The organism is Leifsonia sp. TF02-11, from assembly GCF_017565305.1.
Taxonomy (GTDB): Bacteria; Actinomycetota; Actinomycetes; order Actinomycetales; family Microbacteriaceae; genus Leifsonia.
The window spans coordinates 138,785-162,116 of sequence record NZ_JAGEKP010000013.1; the positions used below are offsets into that span (position 1 = coordinate 138,785).

General features: G+C 67.0%; 16 protein-coding genes. All 16 read left to right on the top strand.

Annotated features, from left to right (window positions below):
- The first annotated feature begins 23 nt into the window (after positions 1-23).
- The 16 genes from JNB50_RS16365 (at position 24) to JNB50_RS16440 (ending at position 23,326) form a co-directional block, all read left to right on the top strand.
- Positions 24-1,055: an aldehyde reductase gene (locus JNB50_RS16365; RefSeq protein ID WP_208041244.1), complete on the top strand. Its 1,032-nt coding sequence runs from the start codon at positions 24-26 to the stop codon at positions 1,053-1,055.
- Between the two features lie 320 nt (positions 1,056-1,375).
- Positions 1,376-4,873 carry a DNA-directed RNA polymerase subunit beta gene (gene rpoB, locus JNB50_RS16370; RefSeq protein WP_208041245.1) on the top strand — a complete coding sequence of 1,166 codons (3,498 nt, stop codon included), beginning with the start codon at positions 1,376-1,378 and terminating at the stop codon, positions 4,871-4,873.
- Between the two features lie 48 nt (positions 4,874-4,921).
- Entirely contained in the window at positions 4,922-8,797 is a 3,876-nt protein-coding gene (gene rpoC, locus JNB50_RS16375) for a DNA-directed RNA polymerase subunit beta' (RefSeq protein ID WP_208041246.1), read from the top strand.
- A gap of 69 nt (positions 8,798-8,866) precedes the next feature.
- Positions 8,867-9,112: a hypothetical protein gene (locus JNB50_RS16380; RefSeq protein ID WP_307794765.1), complete on the top strand. Its 246-nt coding sequence runs from the start codon at positions 8,867-8,869 to the stop codon at positions 9,110-9,112.
- A 235-nt stretch (positions 9,113-9,347) separates the two neighbouring features.
- A complete protein-coding gene (locus JNB50_RS16385; RefSeq protein WP_208041247.1) occupies positions 9,348-11,012 on the top strand; it encodes a GspE/PulE family protein in 1,665 nt (554 codons plus the stop codon).
- 37 nt (positions 11,013-11,049) lie between these two features.
- Positions 11,050-12,792: a PilT/PilU family type 4a pilus ATPase gene (locus tag JNB50_RS16390; protein WP_279554828.1), complete on the top strand. Its 1,743-nt coding sequence runs from the start codon at positions 11,050-11,052 to the stop codon at positions 12,790-12,792.
- Entirely contained in the window at positions 12,793-14,019 is a 1,227-nt protein-coding gene (locus tag JNB50_RS16395; RefSeq protein ID WP_208041248.1) for a type II secretion system F family protein, read from the top strand. It begins immediately after the preceding gene.
- 178 nt (positions 14,020-14,197) lie between these two features.
- Positions 14,198-14,659 (top strand): type II secretion system protein, encoded by a 462-nt coding sequence (locus JNB50_RS25575; protein ID WP_208041249.1) that lies wholly within the window; start codon positions 14,198-14,200, stop codon positions 14,657-14,659.
- Positions 14,660-14,759: 100 nt separating this feature from the next.
- Positions 14,760-16,193 carry a prepilin-type N-terminal cleavage/methylation domain-containing protein gene (locus JNB50_RS16405; RefSeq protein ID WP_208041250.1) on the top strand — a complete coding sequence of 478 codons (1,434 nt, stop codon included), beginning with the start codon at positions 14,760-14,762 and terminating at the stop codon, positions 16,191-16,193.
- Positions 16,190-16,897, top strand: coding sequence for a type II secretion system protein (locus JNB50_RS16410; protein ID WP_208041251.1), 708 nt, complete (start codon positions 16,190-16,192; stop codon positions 16,895-16,897). Before JNB50_RS16405 ends, JNB50_RS16410 begins: the two co-directional genes overlap by 4 nt.
- A 2-nt stretch (positions 16,898-16,899) precedes the next feature.
- Positions 16,900-18,693, top strand: a complete 1,794-nt coding sequence (locus tag JNB50_RS16415; protein ID WP_208041252.1) for a hypothetical protein — start codon at positions 16,900-16,902, stop codon at positions 18,691-18,693.
- Entirely contained in the window at positions 18,690-19,550 is an 861-nt protein-coding gene (locus JNB50_RS16420; protein ID WP_307794766.1) for a prepilin peptidase, read from the top strand. Before JNB50_RS16415 ends, JNB50_RS16420 begins: the two co-directional genes overlap by 4 nt.
- A gap of 16 nt (positions 19,551-19,566) precedes the next feature.
- The gene (gene pilM, locus JNB50_RS16425) at positions 19,567-20,616 is read left to right on the top strand and encodes a type IV pilus assembly protein PilM (RefSeq protein ID WP_208041253.1); all 1,050 of its coding nucleotides are present in this window, start codon (positions 19,567-19,569) and stop codon (positions 20,614-20,616) included.
- A complete protein-coding gene (locus JNB50_RS16430; RefSeq protein WP_208041254.1) occupies positions 20,613-21,272 on the top strand; it encodes a hypothetical protein in 660 nt (219 codons plus the stop codon). Before pilM ends, JNB50_RS16430 begins: the two co-directional genes overlap by 4 nt.
- 2 nt (positions 21,273-21,274) lie before the next feature.
- A complete protein-coding gene (locus JNB50_RS16435) occupies positions 21,275-22,018 on the top strand; it encodes a hypothetical protein (RefSeq protein WP_208041255.1) in 744 nt (247 codons plus the stop codon).
- Between the two features lie 123 nt (positions 22,019-22,141).
- A complete protein-coding gene (locus JNB50_RS16440) occupies positions 22,142-23,326 on the top strand; it encodes a hypothetical protein (protein WP_208041256.1) in 1,185 nt (394 codons plus the stop codon).
- Positions 23,327-23,332: the final 6 nt, after the last annotated feature.

The following is a 23,332-nucleotide window of genomic DNA, read 5'->3' on the forward strand; positions in this document are numbered from 1 at the left end:
ATGTGGCGGAGGAGGATGTGGCCATGGCGGATCGGGTGCTGGTGACGGGCGGGTCGGGTTTCGTCGGGGCGCACTGCGTGCTCGCGGCGCTGGAGGCGGGCTACGACGTCCGCACCACCGTCCGATCGCCGCAGCGCGCGGCGGACGTGCGCTCGCAGTTGGCGGCGGGCGGCCTCCCGGATGCCGGCGACCGCCTGGAGTTCGCCGTCGCCGACCTCCTCGACGACGCCGGCTGGGCGGACGCGGTCGCCGGCTGCCGGTACGTGCTGCACGTCGCCTCCCCGTTCCCGATGACCGAGCCGAAGGATCCCGACGAGCTGGTGCGCCCGGCCAGGGAGGGTGCTCTGCGGGTGCTTCGCGCCGCTCGCGACGCGGGGGTGGAGCGGGTCGTCCTCACCTCGTCGTTCGCCGCGATCGGCTACGGTCACGCGCCCACGAAGCGCCCGTTCACGGAGGTCGACTGGACCGAGCTCGACAGCGGCCGCCCGATCAGCGCCTACGTCCGCTCCAAGACGCTGGCCGAGCGGGCCGCCTGGGATTTCGTCGAGAAGGAGGGTGCAGACCTCCAGCTCGCCACCGTCAATCCGGTCGGCATCCTCGGCCCGGTGCTCGGCCCCGACTACTCCAGCTCCGTCGAGCTGGTCAAGCTCGTGAAGGAGGGCCGCCTCCCGCGCCTGCCCGACGTGTACTTCGGCGTCGTCGACGTGCGCGATGTGGCCGGCCTGCACCTGCTCGCGATGACCCGTCCCGAAGCCGCGGGCGAGCGGTTCCTCGCGACGGCGGGGGATGCCCTGAGCGCCCCGGAGCTCGCGCTGCTGATCCGCGGCCACCTCGGCTCGCCTGCCGGCGACCGGGTGCGCACCGGCGTGATGCCGACCTGGGTGGTCACGGCAGCCGCCCCGTTCAGCCGGCGCGTCCGCGGCTCACTGGCCGACATCGGCGTCTATCGCAACGGCTCCTCGCACAAGGCGAGGAGCCTGCTCGGCTGGGAGCCGCGGTCGCGCGAGGAGGCCGTCTTCGCGACGGTCGACTCCCTCCCGCCGCGCCTGCGCTAGCCTGGCAATCCACCCAGAGAATCGCCCGCGCAGATCCGGGAATATCGGGGCGTCCGCGCGGTTATACACCGAGACTGCGGCCCGGGTCAAGAAAAGACTGGACACGGCGCGTCAGTTTGACATATAGTGGTTCTTTGCGCTCCCAGCGCACACCCTTGCCTTCATATTGCGGTCGGCTCTGACTTTCCACGCACGCGTCTGGGCCCGGTTCACCGGGTCAGATACGGCGCCGCGCGACGTGTCTGGGAGTCCTCGTCCCTCATAACACCACATCTCGACCGACAGTAACTGGCCCGACGGGGCCCACGGAGGTTATTTCCTTGGCTGCTGCGCGCAACGCAACCAACACCGACAAGACACCCAAGAACGGACGAGCCGCATCTCGTCTCTCGTTCGCCAAGATCACGGACACCCTCACCGTTCCCGATCTGCTCGCACTGCAGACGGAGAGCTTCGACTGGCTGGTCGGAAACGACGCGTGGAAGGCACGCGTCGCCGAGGCCGAGGCCCAGGGTCGTCAGGATCTGCCCGCCAACACGGGCCTCGAGGAGATCTTCGAAGAGATCTCTCCCATCGAGGACCTCGGCGAGACCATGCAGCTCTCGTTCACGAACCCGTTCCTCGAAGAGAAGAAGTACTCGATCGACGAGTGCAAGGAGAAGGGCAAGACCTACGCGGCCCCGCTCTACGTCGAGGCCGAGTTCATGAACCACCTCACGGGTGAGATCAAGACCCAGACGGTCTTCATGGGCGACTTCCCGCTCATGACCGAGAAGGGCACCTTCATCATCAACGGCACCGAGCGTGTCGTCGTCTCGCAGCTCGTCCGCTCGCCGGGCGTCTACTTCGAGGCCGCAGCCGACAAGACGTCCGACAAGGACATCTACTCGGCGCGCGTCATCCCGAGCCGCGGCGCGTGGCTCGAGTTCGAGATCGACAAGCGCGACCAGGTCGGTGTCCGCATCGACCGCAAGCGCAAGCAGTCGGTCACCGTCTTCCTGAAGGCCCTCGGCCTCACCAGCGAGGAGATCCTCAGCGAGTTCGCCGGCTACCAGTCGATCGAGCTGACCCTCGAGAAGGACGCCATCCTCACCAAGGAGGAGGCGCTGAAGGACATCTACCGCAAGCTGCGTCCGGGCGAGCAGGTCGCCGCAGAGGCCGCGCGTGCGCTGCTGGACAACTTCTACTTCAACCCGAAGCGCTACGACCTCGCCAAGGTCGGCCGGTACAAGATCAACCGCAAGCTCGGCCTGGAGGCCCCGCTGACGGACTCCGTGCTGACCGTCCAGGACATCCTCGCGACGATCAAGTACCTGGTCGCCCTGCACGACGGCCAGACCACCTTCAAGGGCCTGCGTAACGGCGTCGAGACCGACATCCGTCTCGACACCGACGACATCGACCACTTCGGCAACCGTCGCATCCGCGCCGTCGGCGAGCTCATCCAGAACCAGGTCCGCACGGGCCTGAGCCGCATGGAGCGCGTCGTCCGCGAGCGCATGACCACGCAGGACATCGAGGCGATCACCCCGCAGACCCTGATCAACGTGCGACCCGTCGTCGCCGCGATCAAGGAGTTCTTCGGAACGTCGCAGCTGTCGCAGTTCATGGACCAGAACAACCCGCTCGCGGGTCTGACCCACAAGCGCCGCCTCTCGGCGCTCGGCCCCGGTGGTCTGAGCCGTGAGCGCGCGGGCGTCGAGGTCCGTGACGTCCACCCCTCGCACTACGGCCGCATGTGCCCGATCGAGACCCCGGAAGGCCCGAACATCGGTCTGATCGGCTCGCTCGCGTCGTTCGCGCGGATCAACTCGTTCGGCTTCATCGAGACCCCGTACCGCAAGGTCGTCGACGGTCGCGTGACCGAGCAAATCGACTACCTCACCGCTTCCGAGGAGGACGACTTCGTCGTCGCGCAGGCCAACGCCCCGCTCGACGCGAACGGCCACTTCGTCGAGGAGCGCGTGCTCGCCCGCCAGAAGGGCGGCGAGGTCGACCTGATCCCCGCAGACGAGATCGGCTACATGGACGTCTCCCCGCGCCAGATGGTGTCGGTGGGTACCTCCCTGATCCCGTTCCTCGAGCACGACGACGCCAACCGAGCCCTCATGGGTGCGAACATGCAGCGCCAGGCGGTGCCGCTGCTCCGCTCGGAGAGCCCGGTCGTCGGTACCGGTATGGAGGGCTACGCGGCCATCGACGCCGGTGACGTGGTCACCGCCGAGAAGTCCGGCGTTGTCTCCGAGGTCTCGGCCGACGCCGTCACCGTCCAGGCGGACGACGGCACGATCAAGACCTACTACCTGCGCAAGTTCGACCGCTCCAACCAGGGCACCTCGTACAACCACCGCGTGGTCGTCGACGAGGGCGACCGGATCGAGGCGGGCGAGGTCGTCGCAGACGGCCCTGCCACCGAGAACGGCGAGCTCGCCCTCGGCAAGAACCTGCTCGTGGCGTTCATGCCGTGGGAGGGTCACAACTTCGAGGACGCGATCATCCTCAGCCAGAACCTGGTGAAGGACGACACCCTCTCCTCGATCCACATCGAGGAGTACGAGGTCGACGCCCGCGACACCAAGCTGGGCAAGGAGGAGATCACCCGCGACCTGCCGAACGTCAGCCCGGACCTCCTGGCCGACCTCGACGAGCGCGGCATCATCCGCATCGGCGCCGAGGTGCGCCCCGGCGACATCCTCGTCGGCAAGGTCACGCCGAAGGGCGAGACCGAGCTGTCGGCCGAGGAGCGCCTGCTCCGCGCGATCTTCAACGAGAAGAGCCGCGAGGTGCGCGACACCTCCCTCAAGGTCCCGCACGGCGAGGAGGGCACCATCATCGGTGTCAAGGTCTTCGACGCGCAGGACGGCGACGACGAGCTCGGCTCCGGCGTGAACCAGCGTGTCGTGGTCTACATCGCCCAGAAGCGCAAGATCACCGCGGGTGACAAGCTCGCCGGCCGTCACGGCAACAAGGGCGTCATCTCGAAGATCCTCCCGGTCGAGGACATGCCGTTCCTCGCGGACGGCACGCCGGTCGACGTCATCCTCAACCCGCTGGGCGTGCCCGGTCGAATGAACTTCGGCCAGGTCCTCGAGATCCACCTCGGCTGGATCGCGAAGAACGGCTGGGAGATCTCCGGCAAGCCCAAGTGGGCCGCCGACCTCCCCGAGGCCGCGCACAGCGCCGCACCGAACACCAAGGTCGCGACCCCGGTGTTCGACGGTGCCAAGGAGGAGGAGATCGCGGGTCTGCTCGACTCGACGCTCCCGACGCGCGACGGCGACCGCCTGATCGGCTCGTCCGGAAAGACGCAGCTGTTCGACGGCCGTTCCGGCGAGCCCTACCCCGACCCGGTGTCGGTCGGCTACATGTACATCCTGAAGCTGCACCACCTGGTCGACGACAAGATCCACGCGCGTTCGACCGGCCCGTACTCGATGATCACCCAGCAGCCGCTCGGTGGTAAGGCGCAGTTCGGTGGTCAGCGCTTCGGTGAGATGGAGGTGTGGGCCCTCGAGGCCTATGGAGCCGCGTACGCGCTCCAGGAGCTCCTGACCATCAAGTCGGATGACATCCTCGGTCGCGTCAAGGTCTACGAGGCCATCGTCAAGGGTGAGAACATCCAGGAGCCGGGCATCCCGGAGTCCTTCAAGGTCCTCATCAAGGAGATGCAGTCGCTCTGCCTGAACGTGGAGGTCCTCTCGGCCGACGGCCAGGCGGTCAGCCTGCGCGACGCCGACGACGAGGCCTTCCGCGCTGCGGAGGAGCTCGGCATCAACATCTCCTCGCGCTTCGAGTCGTCGTCGATCGACGAGATCTAAGCGCCAGCCAGACCCAACTGACGAATCTTTCTAGGAGAGAGTTAAACATTGCTCGAATCGACAACATTTGACGAGCTGCGTATCGGCCTGGCCACCGCTGACGACATCCGTCGCTGGAGCTACGGCGAGGTCAAGAAGCCCGAGACGATCAACTACCGCACGCTGAAGCCCGAGAAGGACGGCCTGTTCGGAGAGCAGATCTTCGGACCGTCCCGCGACTGGGAGTGCTCGTGCGGCAAGTACAAGCGCGTCCGCTTCAAGGGCATCGTGTGCGAGCGCTGTGGCGTGGAGGTCACCAAGTCCTCCGTGCGCCGCGAGCGCATGGGCCACATCGAGCTGGCCGCGCCGGTCACGCACATCTGGTACTTCAAGGGTGTGCCCAGCCGCCTCGGCTACCTGCTCGACATGGCGCCGAAGGACCTCGAGAAGGTCATCTACTTCGCCGCGTACATGGTGATCGAGGTCGACGAGGACGGCCGTCACGCCGACCTCCCCGGCCTCGAGAACGAGCTGCGCCTGGAGATCAAGACGCTGTCCGACCAGCGCGATGCCCGCGTCGCCGAGCGTCTGCAGCGCCTCGAGACCGATCTCGCCGCCCTCGAGGAGGAAGGTGCCAAGGCCGACCAGAAGCGTCGCGTCAAGGACACCTCCGAGAAGGAGATGGGCCAGATCCGCAAGTCCTACGACGAGGACATCGCCCGGCTCGAGCGCGTGTGGGAGTCCTTCCGCACCCTCAAGGTCGGCGACCTCAAGCCGGAGGACGCGGACTTCAACGAGCTCGTCGACCGCTACGGCCTGTACTTCGAGGCCTTCATGGGCGCCGAGGCGATCAAGCGCCGCCTGCAGTCCTTCGACCTGAACGCCGAGGCCGAGCTGCTCCGCGAGCAGATCGCCACCGGCAAGGGCCAGAAGAAGATCCGCGCCATCAAGCGCCTGCGCGTGGTTTCGTCGTTCCTGGCGACCGGCAACTCGCCGGCCGCGATGGTCCTCGACGTCGTCCCGGTCATCCCGCCGGAGCTGCGCCCGATGGTCCAGCTCGACGGCGGCCGCTTCGCGACCTCCGACCTGAACGACCTCTACCGTCGCGTGATCAACCGCAACAACCGTCTGCGCCGCCTGCTCGACCTCGGTGCGCCCGAGATCATCGTGAACAACGAGAAGCGCATGCTCCAGGAGGCCGTCGACGCGCTGTTCGACAACGGCCGCCGCGGCCGCCCGGTCACGGGCACCGGCAACCGCGCGCTCAAGTCCCTCAGCGACATGCTGAAGGGCAAGCAGGGCCGGTTCCGCCAGAACCTGCTCGGCAAGCGCGTGGACTACTCGGGCCGTTCGGTCATCATCGTCGGTCCGCAGCTGAAGCTGCACCAGTGCGGTCTGCCCAAGCAGATGGCGCTGGAGCTGTTCAAGCCGTTCGTGATCAAGCGCCTGATCGACCTGAGCCACGCTCAGAACATCAAGGCCGCCAAGCGCATGGTGGAGCGTTCGCGCCCGCAGGTCTGGGACGTCCTCGAGGAGATCATCCGCGAGCGCCCCGTCCTCCTGAACCGCGCTCCCACCCTGCACCGTCTCGGCATCCAGGCGTTCGAGCCGCAGCTCGTCGAGGGCAAGGCCATCCAGCTCCACCCGCTGGTTTGCGCCGCCTTCAACGCGGACTTCGACGGCGACCAGATGGCCGTGCACCTCCCGCTGTCGGTGGAGGCCCAGGCCGAGGCCCGCATCCTGATGCTCGCCTCGAACAACATCCTGAAGCCGTCCGACGGCCGCCCGGTCACCCTGCCCTCGCAGGACATGATCATCGGTCTGCACCACCTCACCACCGTCCGCGAGGGCGCCGTGGGCGAGGGTCGCGCGTTCTCCTCGGTCTCCGAGGCGATCCTCGCGAAGGACCAGGGCACGCTGCACCTGAACGCCAAGGTGAAGATCCGTCTGAACGACTACGTGCCGTCCGACGCGGCCGACACCGGGACGCAGCCCACCACCGCGATCGTGGAGACCACCCTCGGCCGCGCCCTCTTCAACGAGGCGCTGCCGGCGGACTACCCCTACGTGGAGGCTGTCGCCGACAAGGGCCAGATCTCGTCGATCGTCAACGCCCTCGCCGAGCGGTACCCGAAGGTGGAGGTCGCCGCCGCACTCGACCGGATCAAGGACGCCGGCTTCTACTGGGGCACCCGCTCGGGCGTCACGGTGTCGCTGAGCGACATCCTGACCCCGCCGAACAAGGCGCAGATCGTGGCCGGCTACGAGAAGAAGGCCGCCAAGATCACCGCCGAGTTCGAGAAGGGTCTCACGACCGACCTCGAGCGTCGCCAGGAGCTGGTGAAGATCTGGACCGAGGCGACCAACGAGGTGGCCGAGGCCATGCGCGCCAACTTCCCGGCCGACAACACCATCAACCGCATGGTGACGTCGGGTGCCCGTGGTAACTGGCTGCAGGTGCGCAACATCGCCGGTATGCGTGGTCTGGTGAACAACCCGAAGGGTGAGATCATCCCGCGCCCGATCATCTCCTCGTACCGCGAGGGGCTGTCGGTTGCGGAGTACTTCATCGCGACGCACGGTGCCCGTAAGGGTCTGGCCGACACGGCACTCCGTACGGCCGACTCGGGCTACCTGACCCGTCGTCTGGTGGACGTCTCGCAGGATGTCATCATCCGCGAGGACGACTGCGGCACGACCAAGGGCCTCGACCTCCCGATCGCGACCGTGGACGCCGACGGCGTGCTCACCCGCGACCCGAACGTCGAGAACTCCGTGTTCGCGCGTACCCTCGCCGCCGACGCGGTCGGAACCGACGGTTCCGTCGTGGCGAAGGCCGGCGAAGACGTGGGCGACGTGCTCATCGACAAGCTGGTGGCCGCCGGCGTGACCGACATCAAGGTCCGCTCGGTGCTCACCTGTGAGTCGGCGGTCGGCGTCTGCGCCGCCTGCTACGGCCGTTCGCTCGCGACCGGCAAGCTCGTCGACATCGGCGAGGCGGTCGGCATCATCGCCGCCCAGTCGATCGGTGAGCCCGGAACGCAGCTGACGATGCGTACCTTCCACACCGGTGGTTCGGCCTCCGCGGACGACATCACCCAGGGTCTGCCGCGCGTCCAGGAGCTCTTCGAGGCCCGTACCCCCAAGGGTGCGTCCCCGATCGCCGAGGCTGCCGGCCGCATCGTCATCGAGGAGACGGACAAGTCCCGCAAGGTCATCCTGACCCCGGACAACGGCGACGAGCCGCACGTCTACCCGGTGCTGAAGCGCTCGACCCTCCTGGTGGAGGACGGCCAGCGCGTCGAGCTCGGCCAGCAGCTGATCGTCGGCACCGTCGACCCGAAGGAAGTCCTCCGGGTCAAGGGCGTCCGCGAGGTGCAGAAGCACCTGGTGGGCGGCGTGCAGGGCGTCTACCGCTCGCAGGGTGTCCCGATCCACGACAAGCACATCGAGGTCATCGTCCGCCAGATGCTCCGCAAGGTGACCGTGGTCGACCACGGTGACACGGAGCTGCTGCCGGGCGAGCTCGTCGACCGTTCGCGGTACAACGAGATCAACCGCGCTGCGCTGACCGAGGGCAAGAAGACGGCGTCCGCCCGTCAGGAGGTCATGGGTATCACCAAGGCCTCGCTGGCGACCGAGTCGTGGCTGTCGGCCGCGTCCTTCCAGGAGACCACCCGCGTCCTGACGCAGGCGGCCATGGAGGGCAAGTCCGACCCGCTGATCGGTCTCAAGGAGAACGTCATCATCGGTAAGCTCATCCCGGCCGGAACGGGTCTGTCCCGCTACCGGAACGTCTCGGTGGAGGCGACCGAGGAGGCCAAGGCGGAGCGGTACCCCAACCGCATCTTCGCCGACGACTCCGCGTTCAGCGAGAACGACCTGAGCTTCGTCGACTTCGACAGCTTCAGCTCGGACGACTACACCCCGGGTACCTACAACTAACGTTGAGGTAGTCCGTATCACGAAGGCCCCCGGCATATGCCGGGGGCCTTCGTCGTTGCAGGCGTCGCGGTGCGCGACAATAGAACCGTGTGGAGGCTTCTGGAGTACACGGACACGGTCGGCCGCTCGATGCTGGGTTTCGCCGGCGTCGCGCTCGTGGTGGCCGTCGTGAGCTTCGTTGTGGGTATCGTCCAGGCGACCACCGGTAACGCCGCAGGAACCCTCCCGTTCTGGCTGACGACCATGGGCTGCGCCGTGCTCGGCGGCATCCTCGTCTATCTCGCCAGCCGCCGCGGAGACATCCGCCGCCGCTGACCATCGCTTCCTCACTTTCTCCCGCAAAACGCGGGCTGCGGGCGGGAGGAAGTGAGGAAGTGATGGCTGCACGGCGCTGGCCCCCGCGCGTGGGGCACCCGCACGCGGGGCTGTTCCGCATGTCGCGGCGGCGGATACGGTGACAAAGCTTCGCCCCGCCCGGAGTCTCGCCCGGGCGACGGCGGTGCCCTGTCGTCACCCGAAGCGACAGGACTTCTATCCGAGGAGGTCCCTTGTGGCGTCCATGACCGAGATCCTGATTCTGCACGGCCATCTCCCCATCGAGTACCTGGACCGTGTCGAGACCGAGCCGAGCGCCGACGAGGCCGTCGTCCGCGAGCTGTTGAGCCGCGGGGCGATCACCGCCGGGCAGCTCGCGCGCGCCCGCGCGGCGCAGTCCGGCCTGCCGTTCGTCGAGCTCGCCGACTACCCGGTCGACCGCGCGGCGGTCGGCCTGATCCCCGGCGCGATCTGCCGCCGGCACACCGTCCTCCCGATCGGGACCTCCGCCGGTTCGGTGGTCCTGGCGATGGCCGACCCCGGCAACGTCTTCGCGCTCGACGACGTGCGCGCCGCCGCGCACATGGGCGTCACCGCAGTCGTCGCCGACGAGGCCGACCTCCTGACCGCGATCGACCGCTACATCCGCGCCGACGACGAGCTCAGCGACCTCACCAGCACGCTGGAGGAGGAGTCCGCCCCCGTCGAAGACCAGAGCGCCGTGACCGAGGCCGACGACGAAGCACCGATCGTGCGTTTCGTGAACCTGCTCGTGAGCCAGGCCATCCAGGACCACGCCTCCGACATCCACATCGAGCCGGCCGAGCACGACGTGCGGGTGCGGTACCGCATCGACGGCGTGCTGCACGCGATGCAGAGCGCGCCGAAGGCGATCCAGAACGGCGTGATCTCCCGCCTCAAGATCATGAGCGACATCGACATCGCCGAGCGTCGCAAGCCGCAGGACGGCCGCATGTCGGTGGTCCACGGCGGCCGCCAGATCGACCTCCGCGTCGCGACCCTGCCGACGGTGTGGGGCGAGAAGGTCGTCATGCGCATCCTGGACAACACGAACACCGGGATGACGCTCACCGACCTCAACCTGCTCGAGCGCAACTTCGAGACCTATCGGGCGTCGTACTCGAAGCCGTACGGGATGATCCTGGTCACCGGCCCGACCGGTTCGGGCAAGTCGACCACGCTGTACACGACGCTCAACGCGGTGGCCCGCCCCGAGATCAACGTGATCACCGTCGAGGACCCGGTCGAGTACCGGATGGCGGGCATCAACCAGGTGCAGGTCAACCCCAAGGCGGGCCTGACGTTCGCGAGCGCGCTGCGCAGCATCCTCCGCAGCGACCCCGACGTGGTGCTGCTGGGCGAGATCCGCGACCACGAGACCGCGCAGATCGCGATCGAGGCGTCGCTGACCGGCCACCTGGTGCTCTCCACCCTGCACACCAACGACGCCCCCAGCGCCGTCACCCGCCTGACCGAGATGGACATCGAGCCCTTCCTCGTCGGCTCCGCCCTCGACTGCGTGGTCGCCCAGCGCCTCGCGCGTCGTCTGTGCGAGCGGTGCAAGCAGCCGGGGGCGTATTCCGTCGACGACCTCGCCCGACTCCGTTTCCCCGTGTCCGCGCAACAGCCTCTGCCGCAGCTGTTCGTCCCCGTGGGCTGCCCCTCCTGCTCGAACACGGGTTATCGGGGTCGCATCGCCGTTCACGAGGTGATGGCCGTGACCGAGGACATCGAGCGTCTGGCTGTGGAACGCGCCTCGAGCGCTGAGATCGGGCGCACCGCGCGCGAGCAGGGGATGCTGACGCTCCGCGAAGACGGCTGGGAGAAGGCCGTGCGCGGGATGACATCCGTCGAAGAGATTCTGCGGGTGGTGGCGTGACCAGGACGACCCCGAGTGAAGTGACGAAGGAGGGCCCATGACCGACGGGAACGACCAGAGCTGGGGCGGCTTCCCGCCGCCGGTGGCGAAGCCCCTCTACGAGATCCCCGTCACGCCGCATGGCGCGACGGCGGACGGCTGGGCACCGGGTCCCGGCGTGCCGTTGACGCCGCCACGCTGGGAGTCGCCGGCGGACACCCACCCGGCATACCCGGCGACGGAGGCCTACCCGGCGCTCACGGAGCCTCTCGTCCCGCCCGCCGCCGTCCCCGCGCCGATCGATTACTCGGCGCCGACATCATCGCCGATCGATTACTCGGCGCCTGCGTCCGCGTCGGTCGACTATGCGGCGTCCGCGTCCGCGTCGGTCGACTCTGCGGCGTCCGCGTCCGCGTCGGTCGACTATGCGGCGCCCGTGTCCGCGTCGGTCGACTATGCGGCTCCCGTTCCTCCGCCGACCGGCCAGGTCGTCTATTCGCTCGACGATCACTCCGGCCCCGCGACGCGCCTGGTGCCAGAAGGCCGCCGCGCCGCCGAGCCGGTCGCCCCGACGGGCCCCGCCGTTGCGGCGCCCGTCTTCGCCGAGGACACCGCCACCCTCACTCCCGCCGAACGGGACGCACTCGCGAGGGCGGACCCTGACCTGATCGCCGCGCTCCGGGAGGTGGTGCTGCAGCGCGCGTCCGACCTTCACGTGACCGTCGGAGCGGCGCCCATGGTGCGCATCGACGGCTCCCTCACTCCGGCCATCGCGTCCGAGCCATGGGGACACGAACGCACGCTGGCCGCACTGTACAGCCTGCTCACCGAGCGACAGGCCGAGATCTTCAAGCGGGAGCTCGAGCTGGACTTCGCATTCACGATCTCGGCGAACTCCCGCTTCCGCGTCAACTTCTACCAGCAGCGCGGGTCGGTCGGCGCAGCCTTCCGTCTGATCCCCACCGAGATCAAGCAGCTACGCGAGTTGGGCGTGCCGGAGGCCATCGGCGGCTTCGCCGGCCTGCCACGCGGACTCGTGCTGGTGACCGGACCCACCGGTTCGGGGAAGTCGACGACCCTCGCCGCCCTGATCGACCTGGTGAACTCGACGCGCGCCGACCACATCGTCACGGTCGAAGACCCGATCGAGTTCATGCACACCCACAAGAAGTCGATCGTCAACCAGCGCGAGGTCGGCCACGATACCCACAGCTTCAACAACGCGCTCAAGCATGTCCTCCGCCAGGACCCGGACGTGATCCTGATCGGTGAGCTCCGCGACCTGGAGACCATCTCTGTCGCTCTGACCGCGGCGGAGACCGGTCACCTCGTGTTCGCCACCCTGCACACCCAGGATGCTCCCCAGACCATCGACCGCGTGATCGACGTCTTCCCGCCCCACCAGCAGGACCAGGTCCGCGCACAGCTGGCCGGCACGCTGCAGGGTGTCGTCTGCCAGACCCTCGTCAAGCGCGCGTCCGGCAAAGGCCGTGTCGTTGCGACGGAGGTGCTGATGATGACGCCCGCCATTGCGAACCTCATCCGCGAGGGCAAGACCTACCAGATCGCCTCGGCGATGCAGGCGGGTCGCGGCGACGGGATGCACACGATGGACCAGCATCTGGCGGAGCTGGTCAACTCGGGCGTGATCACGCACAAGGCCGCGCTCGACAAAGCTCATGACGTGGAGAGCATCCACCGTCTCATCCAGCGCGTGGAGTCGCCCACCGAAGCGTCGGCGCGGGCGATGGCGGCCAGCGGTCCGGATTTCGGCGACAGCTACTCGGGAGTGGTGAGGTAGATGGCCTCGTCGACGACGTACGCCTATCGCGGCCGCACGGCCGAAGGCAAGGTGGTCAAAGGCAAGCTCGATGCTCCGGGCGAGGGCTCCGCCGCCGCGCGCCTGAGGACCATGGGCCTCTCGCCCATCTCGATAGAGGAGGCCCCCGAAGGCACCGGCCTCGACCGGGAGATCAACTTCGGCTTCGGCAGCGGAGTCAAGCTTAAGGATCTGGCCATCATGAGTCGGCAGATGGCCACCATGATCGGCTCGGGTCTCTCCATCCTCCGCACGCTCAACATCGTCGCCGAGCAGACTGAGAACAAGAAGCTCGCGGTGATCATGGCGAAAGTCCGCGACGATGTGGAGTCGGGAATCGCCATCTCCGACGCGATGCGCAAGCATGCTGACGCCTTCCCGCCGCTCATGATCAACATGGTGCGTGCGGGAGAGACCGGCGGGTTCCTCGACAGCTCGCTCGAGTCGGTCGCGACGAACTTCGAGAAGGAGGTCAAGCTCCGCGGCACCATCAAGTCGGCGCTGACCTACCCGGTGATCGTGCTGTGCCTGTCGCTGGTCGCGGTCGTCGCGATGCTGCTGTTCATCGTCCCTGTGTTCGAGAACATGTTCAAGGGCCTGGGGGGCACGTTGCCGCTTCCCACACAAATCCTCGTGGAACTCTCGCATGCGATGGTCTGGGCGGTGCCGCTCCTTGTTGTTCTGTCGATCGTCGGTGCGGTCTGGTGGACACGGAATAAGCACACCGAAAAGGTCCGCATGCGCGTGGACCCGATCAAGCTGAAGCTCCCAGTTTTCGGACCCCTGATGAAGAAGATCGCCGTGGCGCGGTTCAGCCGCAACTTCGCGAACATGATCAGCGCGGGCGTTCCGATCTTGCAGGCGTTGAAGATCGTCGGCGAGACGTCAGGCAACTGGGTGATCGAGAGTGCTTTGGTCAAGGTAGCCGATTCGGTCCGGCAAGGTGAATCGATCGCAGGCCCGCTCGCTGAGCAGCCCGTCTTCCCGAGCATGGTGATCCAGATGATCGCGGTAGGGGAGGACTCCGGCTCGCTGGAACTCATGCTGACCAAGATCGCCGACTTCTACGATCAGGAGGTCGAAGCCGCCACCGAGCAGCTGACGGCCATGATCGAGCCGCTGATGATCGCCTTCCTCGGCGTCGTGATCGGCGGCATGGTGGTCGCACTCTACATGCCGATATTCCAGATCTCCAGCCTCGTCAAGTGACCGTTCACACCTGACCGTCCCCTGTATGGGGGCTCCCCAGAACTGGGGTGCCATATCAAAGAAAAAGCCCCCTTTTGTGGGATTCTGCCGAAAAAATCCTCGGAAATACCATCAAGCCAACGGACGGGTCCTCGCTCCCATCCGCGACCCGCATCCACCCGACCGAATGGACACTGCAATGTACTTCCGACTCATGGGCAAGCTCAACGCTCGCCGCAAGGGCCTCCTGGAGGATGGCGAGAAGGGCTTCACCCTGATCGAGCTCCTCGTCGTCGTCATCATCATCGGCATCCTCGCCGCGATCGCAATTCCCGTCTACCTGGGTATCCAAAACAGCTCGAAGGACTCTGGGGTCAAGTCCGACCTCACGAACGCGAAAACCGCGGTCATCGCGTATCAGACCGACAACGGCTCGTTCCCGGCCGGCAGTATGCTGAACACGGCGTCGGACAACACCGGTCTCGGCAAGTACGGGTTCACCCAGGGGTCGAACACTTCTTCAATTGCCTACAGCCCGAGCGCCCCCGCCGCCGGAGCGACTGCGTTCTGCCTCGTCGCTCCCGCCGCGAGCGACTCGAACAAGAAGTTCTACGTCACCGACTCCAGCGGTGTGACGGACAGCAAGCCCAACGGCTGCTGAGTGCCGTCCCCGGGAACGAGCGGTGCGGGATCCCTTCGGACTCCGCACCGCTCGTTCCCGAACTACCACCAACCCGAACCCGAACGAGGGAGGTGAACCCATGAACGTCTTCCGCAGTTTCTGCCACCGATTGAGCCCCATCGCACGCAGCGAGTCCGGCCTCACCCTGATCGAGATCCTGGTCGCGATGACGATCTTCGGGATCATCTCCGTCGGGATCGCCGCAGGGGTGACCGCAAGTCTCGTCAACGTGCGTGACTCGCGCAACCGTGAGACCGCGTTGAATCTCGCGGCCTCGCAGATCGATCTCATGCGGTCCGTCAAGGACGTCTTCAGCGTCAACGACACCGCCGGTCCGACGAACACCGTCGTCGGCGGTGTGACCTACCACCTCACCCGCACCACCAATTGGGTCACGTCCAGCGGCGGTAACAACGCCTGCGGCGCGAACGGAGCGGGCGCGACTCTCCTCTACAAACGGGTGACCGTCAAGGTCACCTGGGACGGCATGCGCAACTCGGCCGTGCCGGCCGTCGCCGACACTCTGCTCGCACCGAAGAGCCGCATCAACGACCCGACAAAGGGCACCATTCTCGTCCACGTCTTCGGCGTCGGAGGGGCGGACAAGCAGGACATCGTCGTCAACGCGGCGCCGACTCCGGGAGTCCCCGGCAACACGGCTGTGGCATTGACGGTCACACCGTCGAACACGGACATCCAAGGCTGCAGCTACATCCTCAAGGTGACTCCGGGGACATACGACGTCACGGTGAGCAAGGCGGGCTACATCGGGGCCGACAACGTAATGCTCGGGTCCGACACGCAGACGATCGGCGTCGGCGCTGGTGCGTCCGCCTCCGCGTCGTTCCAGTTCGACAACGCGGGTCTCTTCCCCACGGCCCTCGCCAGCAACGCGGGTGCGACCACGGGGATCCTGTTCCCGAGCGGGCTCGACCTCTCGTTCTTGAACAGCTTCGGCCCCTCGGTCACCTCCTACACCGGTTCGGCGATCGCCAGGCACCCGTTCATCGACGGCTACACGGTCCTGGCGGGCAAATACATCAATCCGGCGGTCTCCTCGTCCGCGACGTGCCTCGCCATCGACCCTCAGGCGTGGCCGAGCAAGACGGTCGGCGCCAACACGTACACGGGTAAGCGTCCGGTGGTGGTCGCGGCCCAGCCGGGGCAGTCCGCGCCCACTCCCGCGCAGGTCGGCATGGGTGTCTTCACCGTCGTCCTGAACAACGCCAACGGCGCCTACATCAACGCGGTGGCGCAGTCGGCCATAACCGCCAGTGGCAATCCTGGGTGCCAGGTAGCGATGAGCTACAGCTTCGGCAGCGTCGTCGCCTCTTCTACGAACACGACCTTCAAGCTAGCGCTGCCCTGGGGCTCCTGGAAGCTCTATCAGGGCACGACCAACACGGCCACGACCAACCAGGTCGGCAACAGCGGGATGACGGCCGTTACCGGCACGACCATCGTCAAGGACAGCTCGAACGTCCTCACGCTCGACCCGAGGACCACGCCGTGATCCCGGCCACCGTCCGGCGCATCCGCGGTGACGAACGTGGGATCACGCTCGTCGAGCTCATCGTCGCTATCGGGCTTCTCGGTATCTTCGTCACCATTCTGTCGTCGTTGTACATCAGTTCGATCCAGGCCATGGCGGTCGGTCGCGACGTACATGGAAACACCGCGCAAGCCTCCAATGCGATCAACGAGATCACCCGGGTTATCCGCGCAGGGACCGACAACCCGGTTCAGGGCCAGTCGCTCAACAACCCGGCGTTCGAAGTCGCGATGGCCGACAGGATCCGGATCTACGCCTACATCAACCTCAACGGATCGTCCGAACTGCCGGTCATGATCGAGCTGTCGGTGTCCAACGGCAACCTGATCGAGAAGCGGTGGGCCGCGTCCCAGAACGCCGCCGGCTACTGGCTCTTCCCGGCCTCGACCACGACGCCCACCTCCACGCGGACCATTGCCTCCTATGTCGTGCCGAACACCGTCGGCGGGGGAACGCAGCTTTTCACGTTCATCCAGACGAACAACACGGCGATCACCATCCCCACCGGGCCCAATGGCATCACCGATCCCACCACTCTGCGCTCGATCGCTGCCGTGCAAGTCGCGCTGACGGTGCGCTCCAGTGCGACGGACGCCTCGCAGCAGGTGACCGTCACGAACACGGTCGGAATCCCCAATCTGGGGCTGGCCAGGACGATGAGCTGACCATGAGACGAAACGTTCGGGGAGTAGGGCGCTTCTGGTGGCTGGCGCGCTGGCGCGATGACGAACGCGGTGTCGCGCTCGTCATGGTGATCGGTGTCGGAGCCGTGCTCATGGTCCTGGTGGCCACCGCGCTCGCCTACTCGGCAGGCGGCATGCAGAAGGCGCGCACCGACCAGGACTGGAACGACGCGATGGCGGCGGCGTACGCGGGAGTCGAGGAGTACGAGAGCCGCCTCGCGAATGACAACACGTACCAGCAGTACGGCAACCCTGCCTCACTGTTCAGCGCCACGAGCAGCGTCACCCTTCCGACGGGGGCGCAGACGAATCTGGCGTTCGGCGTGGGGAGAAATCAGTCCTGGGCTCAGGTGTCCGGCAGCACGCGCGCTTACTACCGTTACGAGGTCGACAACTCCAAGTACTCTTCCACCGGCGTGCTGCGGGTGCGGTCGACCGGAAAAGTCGGTAATGAGGTTCGTAGCATCGTCGTCAACCTCAAACAGGATGGCTTCATCGACTTCCTCTACTTCACCGATTACGAGATTCAGGACCCCGCGCTCAGCGGGGTACCGAACACATGTGTCAAGTACTACTGGGCAGGTCGTGGCTCCGGCTGCTCCGAGATCGCGTTCGACGGCGGCGACGTGGTCAACGGTCCGGTGCATTCCAACGATGCGATCCGCATCTGCAGTGCGGAGTTCACCCAATCGGTGACAACGGCGTACAACCCTGCCACGGGTCCGCGCTACGTACCCAAGAACTCCAGCGGCAGCAACTGCACCGGCCAGACCTTCGACGACCCCAACGCGCCGACGTACTCGCCGGTGGTCGGGATGCCGCCGACCAACGCCAGCATGAAGAACGAGGTCCGCTCCGATCTCCCTGTGGACGTGCCCCGGCCCGGGTGTCTTTACACAGGACCGACATCGATCGTCTACAACAGCAACGGGACGATGACCATCCGCTCACCATGGACGAAATCCACTCAGGTTTCCGGTTCGCCGGCGACGGGGCCTGCGCAAACCCCCGCCATGTGCGGGACCCTCGGAACGGGGACCGGGCAGCTCGGCTCACCGGGTGGTGCGACGATTCCTGTCATTCCACAGAACCTGGTATTCGTGCAGAACGTTCCAAGCACTGTCGGTGACCCCAACTATTGGGCCGCGAACGCCTGGCCTGGCAGCGCCACCGGTCTCAACTGTGCCGTCACGAGCGGTACGCTCGCCTGCAAGGGCGCCAGCGGCCAGGCCAACGGCAACGGTCTCGGCTATCCGATGACCAACGAGGTCGCCCCGAGCAGCACGTCGTACCAGCCGCGCGTCGGCGACGTCTTCATCAAGGGGACCCTCAAAGGCGCCGAGACCGTGTACGCGGACAACTACATCTACGTCACGGGCAACCTCACCTACAACGACGCGAACTCCGACATCCTGGGTCTGGTCGGCAACAACGCGATCTTCGTCTACAACCCGATGAACTCGTCCAACCAGAAGCTGCTCTCCGACACCGACCGCGAGATCGACGCCGCCATCCTCTCCGTGGCGCACACCTTCCAGGTGCAGAACTACAGCGTCGGCGGCAACCGAGGAACGCTGACCGTCAAAGGTGCCATCGCACAGAAGTTTCGCGGGATCGTCCGCAACGGTTCGAACGGATACATCAAGAACTATGTGTACGACCCGCGGTTCCGCTACCTGGCCCCGCCGAAGTTCCTGTCGCCGGTGTCAACGAGTTACGGCGTGAGCGTGGTCGTCGAAGTCAAGACCGCCTTCACCGTGGCGGGAGACGCGCTGTGAGCGGCGCGCTCGCCGCCGCGACCGGCGCCTGGGCGACCACGATGCTCGCCCTGGTCGGCGTGTTCGGCCTTCTCATCGGCTCCTTCCTGAACGTCGTCGCCTACCGTGTGCCCGCAGGGATGAGCATCGTCACCCCGCGGAGCGCCTGTCCTGAGTGCGGTTCTCAGATTCGCGCTCGTGACAACGTCCCTGTGTTGTCGTGGCTACTGCTGCGCGGTCGCTGCCGGGACTGCGCCGGCACGATCTCGGCCCGGTACCCGCTGGTGGAAGCTGTGACGGGGGTGTTCTTCGTGCTCGCCGCCCTGCGCTTCGCGCCCGTCGTGTTGCGCCAGGACGGCGGGGCCGCCACGGTCGGGGCCATCCTCCAACTCGTCGCATTCCTCTACCTCGCCGGGATCACAGTGGCACTCGCCCTCATCGATCTCGACACACACACACTGCCGAACGCGATCGTCCTCCCCTCATACCTGGTCGGGGCTGTCCTGCTCGCCGCCGCCGCCGTTCTCCGCGGCGACGTCGCCGCTCTGATTTCCGCGGGCGCCGGGATGGTCGGGCTGTTCCTGGTCTACCTCCTGATCGCCCTCATCTCGCCGCGCGGCATGGGCTTCGGCGATGTGAAGCTGTCCGGTGTGCTCGGGCTCTACCTGGGCTATCTCGGCCTCGGCCCTCTGCTCGTCGGCGCTTTCGCGGCATTCCTGCTCGGCGGTCTCTTCGGCATCGTGATGCTGCTCGTGCGCCGTGATCGCACCACGCACGGAATCGCGTTCGGACCCTGGATGCTCGCGGGTGCCTGGGTCGGCGTCTTCGCCGGGCAGCTCCTGTGGGAGTCATACCTCGCACTGGTCGTGCGGGGCTGAAGTAAGGAGAACCAGAATGGCGTCAACAGTCGTGGGTGTCGACATCGGAAGCGCGTCGGTGCGCGCGGTGGAGCTTCGCGACGCCACGAAGGCGCGCCCAACGCTCCTGCGCTACCTCGAGCTCCCGCTTCCCGAAGGAGCGGCCAGCCGTGGCGAAGTCCTCGAGCCCAACACCGTCGCAGCGACCCTCAAGCAGCTCTGGAAGAAGGCAGGGTTCACCAGCAAGAACGTCGTGCTCGGCATGGGCAACCAGCGCGTGCTCGCCCGCGATCTCAGCGTGCCGAAGATGTCGCAACGGCGCATCCGTGAATCGCTGCCGTTCACCGTGCAAGACATGCTCCCGGTGCCGGCGGCTGAGGCCATCCTCGACTTCTATCCGGTCTCCGAATCGGTCTCCGAGTCGGGTCCCGTTGTGAACGGACTCCTGGTGGCCGCGATCAAGGACGCCGTGCTCGCGAATGTGAAGGCTACGCGTCTCGCCGGATTGACGACGGTGGACGTCGACCTCATCCCGTTTGCGCTGAGCCGCGTCCTGCTCACTCGACAGAACGTGCAGGGGACGGTCGCCCTGATCGAGATCGGCGCGGAGACGACGTGCGTCCTCATCGCGCGGGACAGCGTGCCGCAGTTCGTCCGTATCATTCCCACCGGGGGCTCCGATCTGACGAAAGCTCTGCGCGGTGAACTCGAGGTCGATGACGCCACTGCCGAACGGATCAAGGTGGGTCTGGGCCTCGCGTCGAGCGTCTCCAGCCCCGAGGAGCAACGTGCGGTCGAGATCATCTACCGCGTGACCAGCGAGCTCCTGACCAGCCTGAGGAATACGATCAACTACTACGTCAACACCCGGCAGCCTGAGACGGTGGACGCCGTCGTGCTCACCGGAGGCGGTGCGTCACTCGCGGGTCTTCCCGAGGCGCTCTCCGAAATGACCCGCCTGCCGGTGACGCTCGGCGATCCGCTGGCCGGCTTCGCCCTGTCGCGCAGGCTCAAATCGGAGGATCTGCGGCAGCATCGAACGGGCCTCAGTGTCGCGCTCGGTCTCGCGGTGGGGGGTGCGGCGTGAGCGCGCAGAAGGACCAACTGATCGTCGGAGGCGAGCCTCGCGTCGACCTGCTGCCCCCCGAGGTCACCGAACTCCGCCGTGGGCACGCCACCCGGCGTGCGCTCGGACTCGGGATCGTGGGCGTGCTCCTGCTGACACTCGCCGGTGTCGGCGGATCCAGCCTGCTCGCGATGACGGCGAGTTCAAGCCTGACCGATGCGCAGAACCAGACCACGAGCCTGCTCGCGCAGCAGACGAAGTACATCGAGGTCCGCAGGGTGCAGGATCAGGTGAAGGTGATCGAGGCGGCCCAGGAGGTTGGCGCCTCGACAGAGGTCGACTGGCGCGATTACCTCGTCAAGGTGCAGCAGACTCTGCCGGCGAACGTGTCACTGCAGACGATCACTGTCGACTCCGCCTCACCGCTGGCCGCGTACGCACAGGCCACGGCGCCGCTCCAGGGCACGCGCATCGCCACGCTCAGCGTCACGGCCCAGAGCCCGACGCTCCCGCAGGTGCCGTCCTGGCTGGACGCGCTTGCGACACTTCCCGGCTTCGTCGACGCCGTACCCGGGTCGGTCACGCTCGATGCCCAGTCGAAGCTCTACACGGTCAACATCGTGCTGCACATCAACCAGGATGCGTTCACCAAGCGATTCGCGGCGAAGGGGAAGTAGCCATGAACTCCAACAGACTCTGGATCATCGGGTCCGTTCTCGCCATGGTCGTCGTGATGGTCCTGGGGTGGGTGCTCGGAATCCAGCCTCAACTCGCGTCGGCAGCAGCCTCCACGGCGCAGCGCCTCACGGTCGATGAGACGAACGCTCGTTACGCCGCTGTGCTCGCGAAACTCAAGTCGGATCACGAGCATCTCCCCGACCTGAAGCAGCAGCTCGCCCAGTTGGCTGCCTCCGTGCCGGCTGACACCGACTCCTCCTCGTTCGTCAAAGAACTCAACACGGTCGCGGGGACCTGCGGCGTCACGATCAAGTCCCTCACCTTCGCGGACGCGGTGGCCTACAAGCCGCCTGTTGCGCCGCAGGCCGCTGCGTCGACTTCCTCCTCCGGCTCCACCGCAACTCCGAGTCCTGCGCCATCGTCCACCACCCCGACAGCGCCGGCCCTGGTCACGAGCCCGCTCGTCACCTCGTCGAACTTCTCCGCGACCCCGGTGCAGATCGGTGTTCGAGGCTCGCTTGATCAGGTGCTGAACTTCCTGGAAGGGGCACAGAAGGGCGCGAGACTCTTTCTGGTCACAACACTGAACTCCACGCCATCGACAGACGAGGGCGTGCCGGCGGGGACAGTGGATGCGACGATCGGAGGCTACGTCTACGTCGTCTCGACCGCGCGAGCAGCCGGCGGAACCGCGGCGACGGGAGCATCGTCGGGCCAGTCCGCCGAAGCGAGCGCGTCCAAGTAAACCGGTCTACGCACGCACCACGCGTTCCCACCCCGGCCCGCCCTCCCTCGACTTCCGCACCCCCGTTGCTACAGTGGGCACCACTTAGAGGTGCCCACTGGGGGCGGAGCGAGGAGCGCCAGCATGAGCGACACGACACCGGAACCCGCTGAGAAGCGGGACGACGCAGGGCCGGACGCGCCCCACGTCGAGCCGGCAACCGCGCCCGCCGCCTCGGCTGCCGCCGAGCCCGCCCCGAACATCGAGCCTGCCGAGCCCGCGCCTGCCCCCTCCGCCGCCGAGCCGCACGACACCGACCCCGACATGGCCGCCCCGCCGTCGGGACCGGTCTCCGCCCGCGGGCACGTCAACCGCCCGGCCGACGAGAGCGCGCCGGAGACCCCGGTCGTTCCGGCGGCCGCTGCACCCGCCGCGCCGGCCCCCACCATCGAGCCGGAGCCTGTCGCGGCCTCCGATGCCGACATCGCCGCGGCCGTCGCTCGGACGCACGCCGAGCCCGGGGCGACCGCCGCGGGTGACGCGACCGTCGACACCGCGTCTCCCGCTCAGGCGGCAGCGCCGGTCATCATCGCGGGGGAGGCCGCCCAGCAGCAGACGCAGCAGGCAGCCCAGGCTCCCGCCGCCCAGGCTCCCGCCGCTGCGACGGCCGCCTACGCCGCCCAGCCAAGCGAGGCGACCTGGGCTCCCGAGCCCGCCGCCGCGCCGCCGATCGCACCGCAGCCGGTCGCCCCGATCTTCCTTCAGCGTCCCGAGCCGCCCAAGCGCAAGAGCAACCGCGGCTTCGGCATCCTCATCGCGCTCGTCGGCACCGCCTTGTTCGCCGTGGTGTGGGCGGCCGCCGTGGTCGGGGTGGGAGCCCTGCTGGCCCCCGGCAGCGAGTTCATCCCGGCACTCATCCAGTTCTCCACCCACTCCACCGCCTGGGCGCCGGTCGTCGCCTTCTTCATCGGCATGGTCGTGCTGATCCAGATCGTCAACCGCGCCCGCTGGTGGGCCTACATCCTCGGCGGCTTGTTCGTCGCCGTCTTCGTCTACCTCGTCTACATCGGCGCCGCGCTCATCGACAACGGCTTCCTCCAGAAGAACCCCGGCGAGCGGCAGATCCTGCTCACCCAGGTGTGGGTCGCGCCCTTCGCCGTGCTCGCCGGTGTCATCGCCAGGGAGGTCTCCATCTGGACCGGCGCCTGGCTCGCCGCCCGCGGCCGCAAGCTCAAGGCACGCAACGCGGAGGCGCAGGCCGACTACGAACAGCAGGTCGCCGACGCGCAGAACCAGGCGGCCAACGCCTACGCGCAGCAGGGATACTGACCGGCT

Coding starts and splice junctions, on each gene's coding strand:
- JNB50_RS16365 (WP_208041244.1), top strand. CDS start 24: ATGGCGGATCGGGTGCTGGTGACGGGCGGGTCGGGTTTCGTCGGGGCG.
- JNB50_RS16390 (WP_279554828.1), top strand. CDS start 11,050: ATGACCGACGGGAACGACCAGAGCTGGGGCGGCTTCCCGCCGCCGGTG.
- JNB50_RS16395 (WP_208041248.1), top strand. CDS start 12,793: ATGGCCTCGTCGACGACGTACGCCTATCGCGGCCGCACGGCCGAAGGC.
- JNB50_RS25575 (WP_208041249.1), top strand. CDS start 14,198: ATGTACTTCCGACTCATGGGCAAGCTCAACGCTCGCCGCAAGGGCCTC.
- JNB50_RS16405 (WP_208041250.1), top strand. CDS start 14,760: ATGAACGTCTTCCGCAGTTTCTGCCACCGATTGAGCCCCATCGCACGC.
- JNB50_RS16415 (WP_208041252.1), top strand. CDS start 16,900: ATGAGACGAAACGTTCGGGGAGTAGGGCGCTTCTGGTGGCTGGCGCGC.
- pilM (WP_208041253.1), top strand. CDS start 19,567: ATGGCGTCAACAGTCGTGGGTGTCGACATCGGAAGCGCGTCGGTGCGC.
- JNB50_RS16435 (WP_208041255.1), top strand. CDS start 21,275: ATGAACTCCAACAGACTCTGGATCATCGGGTCCGTTCTCGCCATGGTC.
- JNB50_RS16440 (WP_208041256.1), top strand. CDS start 22,142: ATGAGCGACACGACACCGGAACCCGCTGAGAAGCGGGACGACGCAGGG.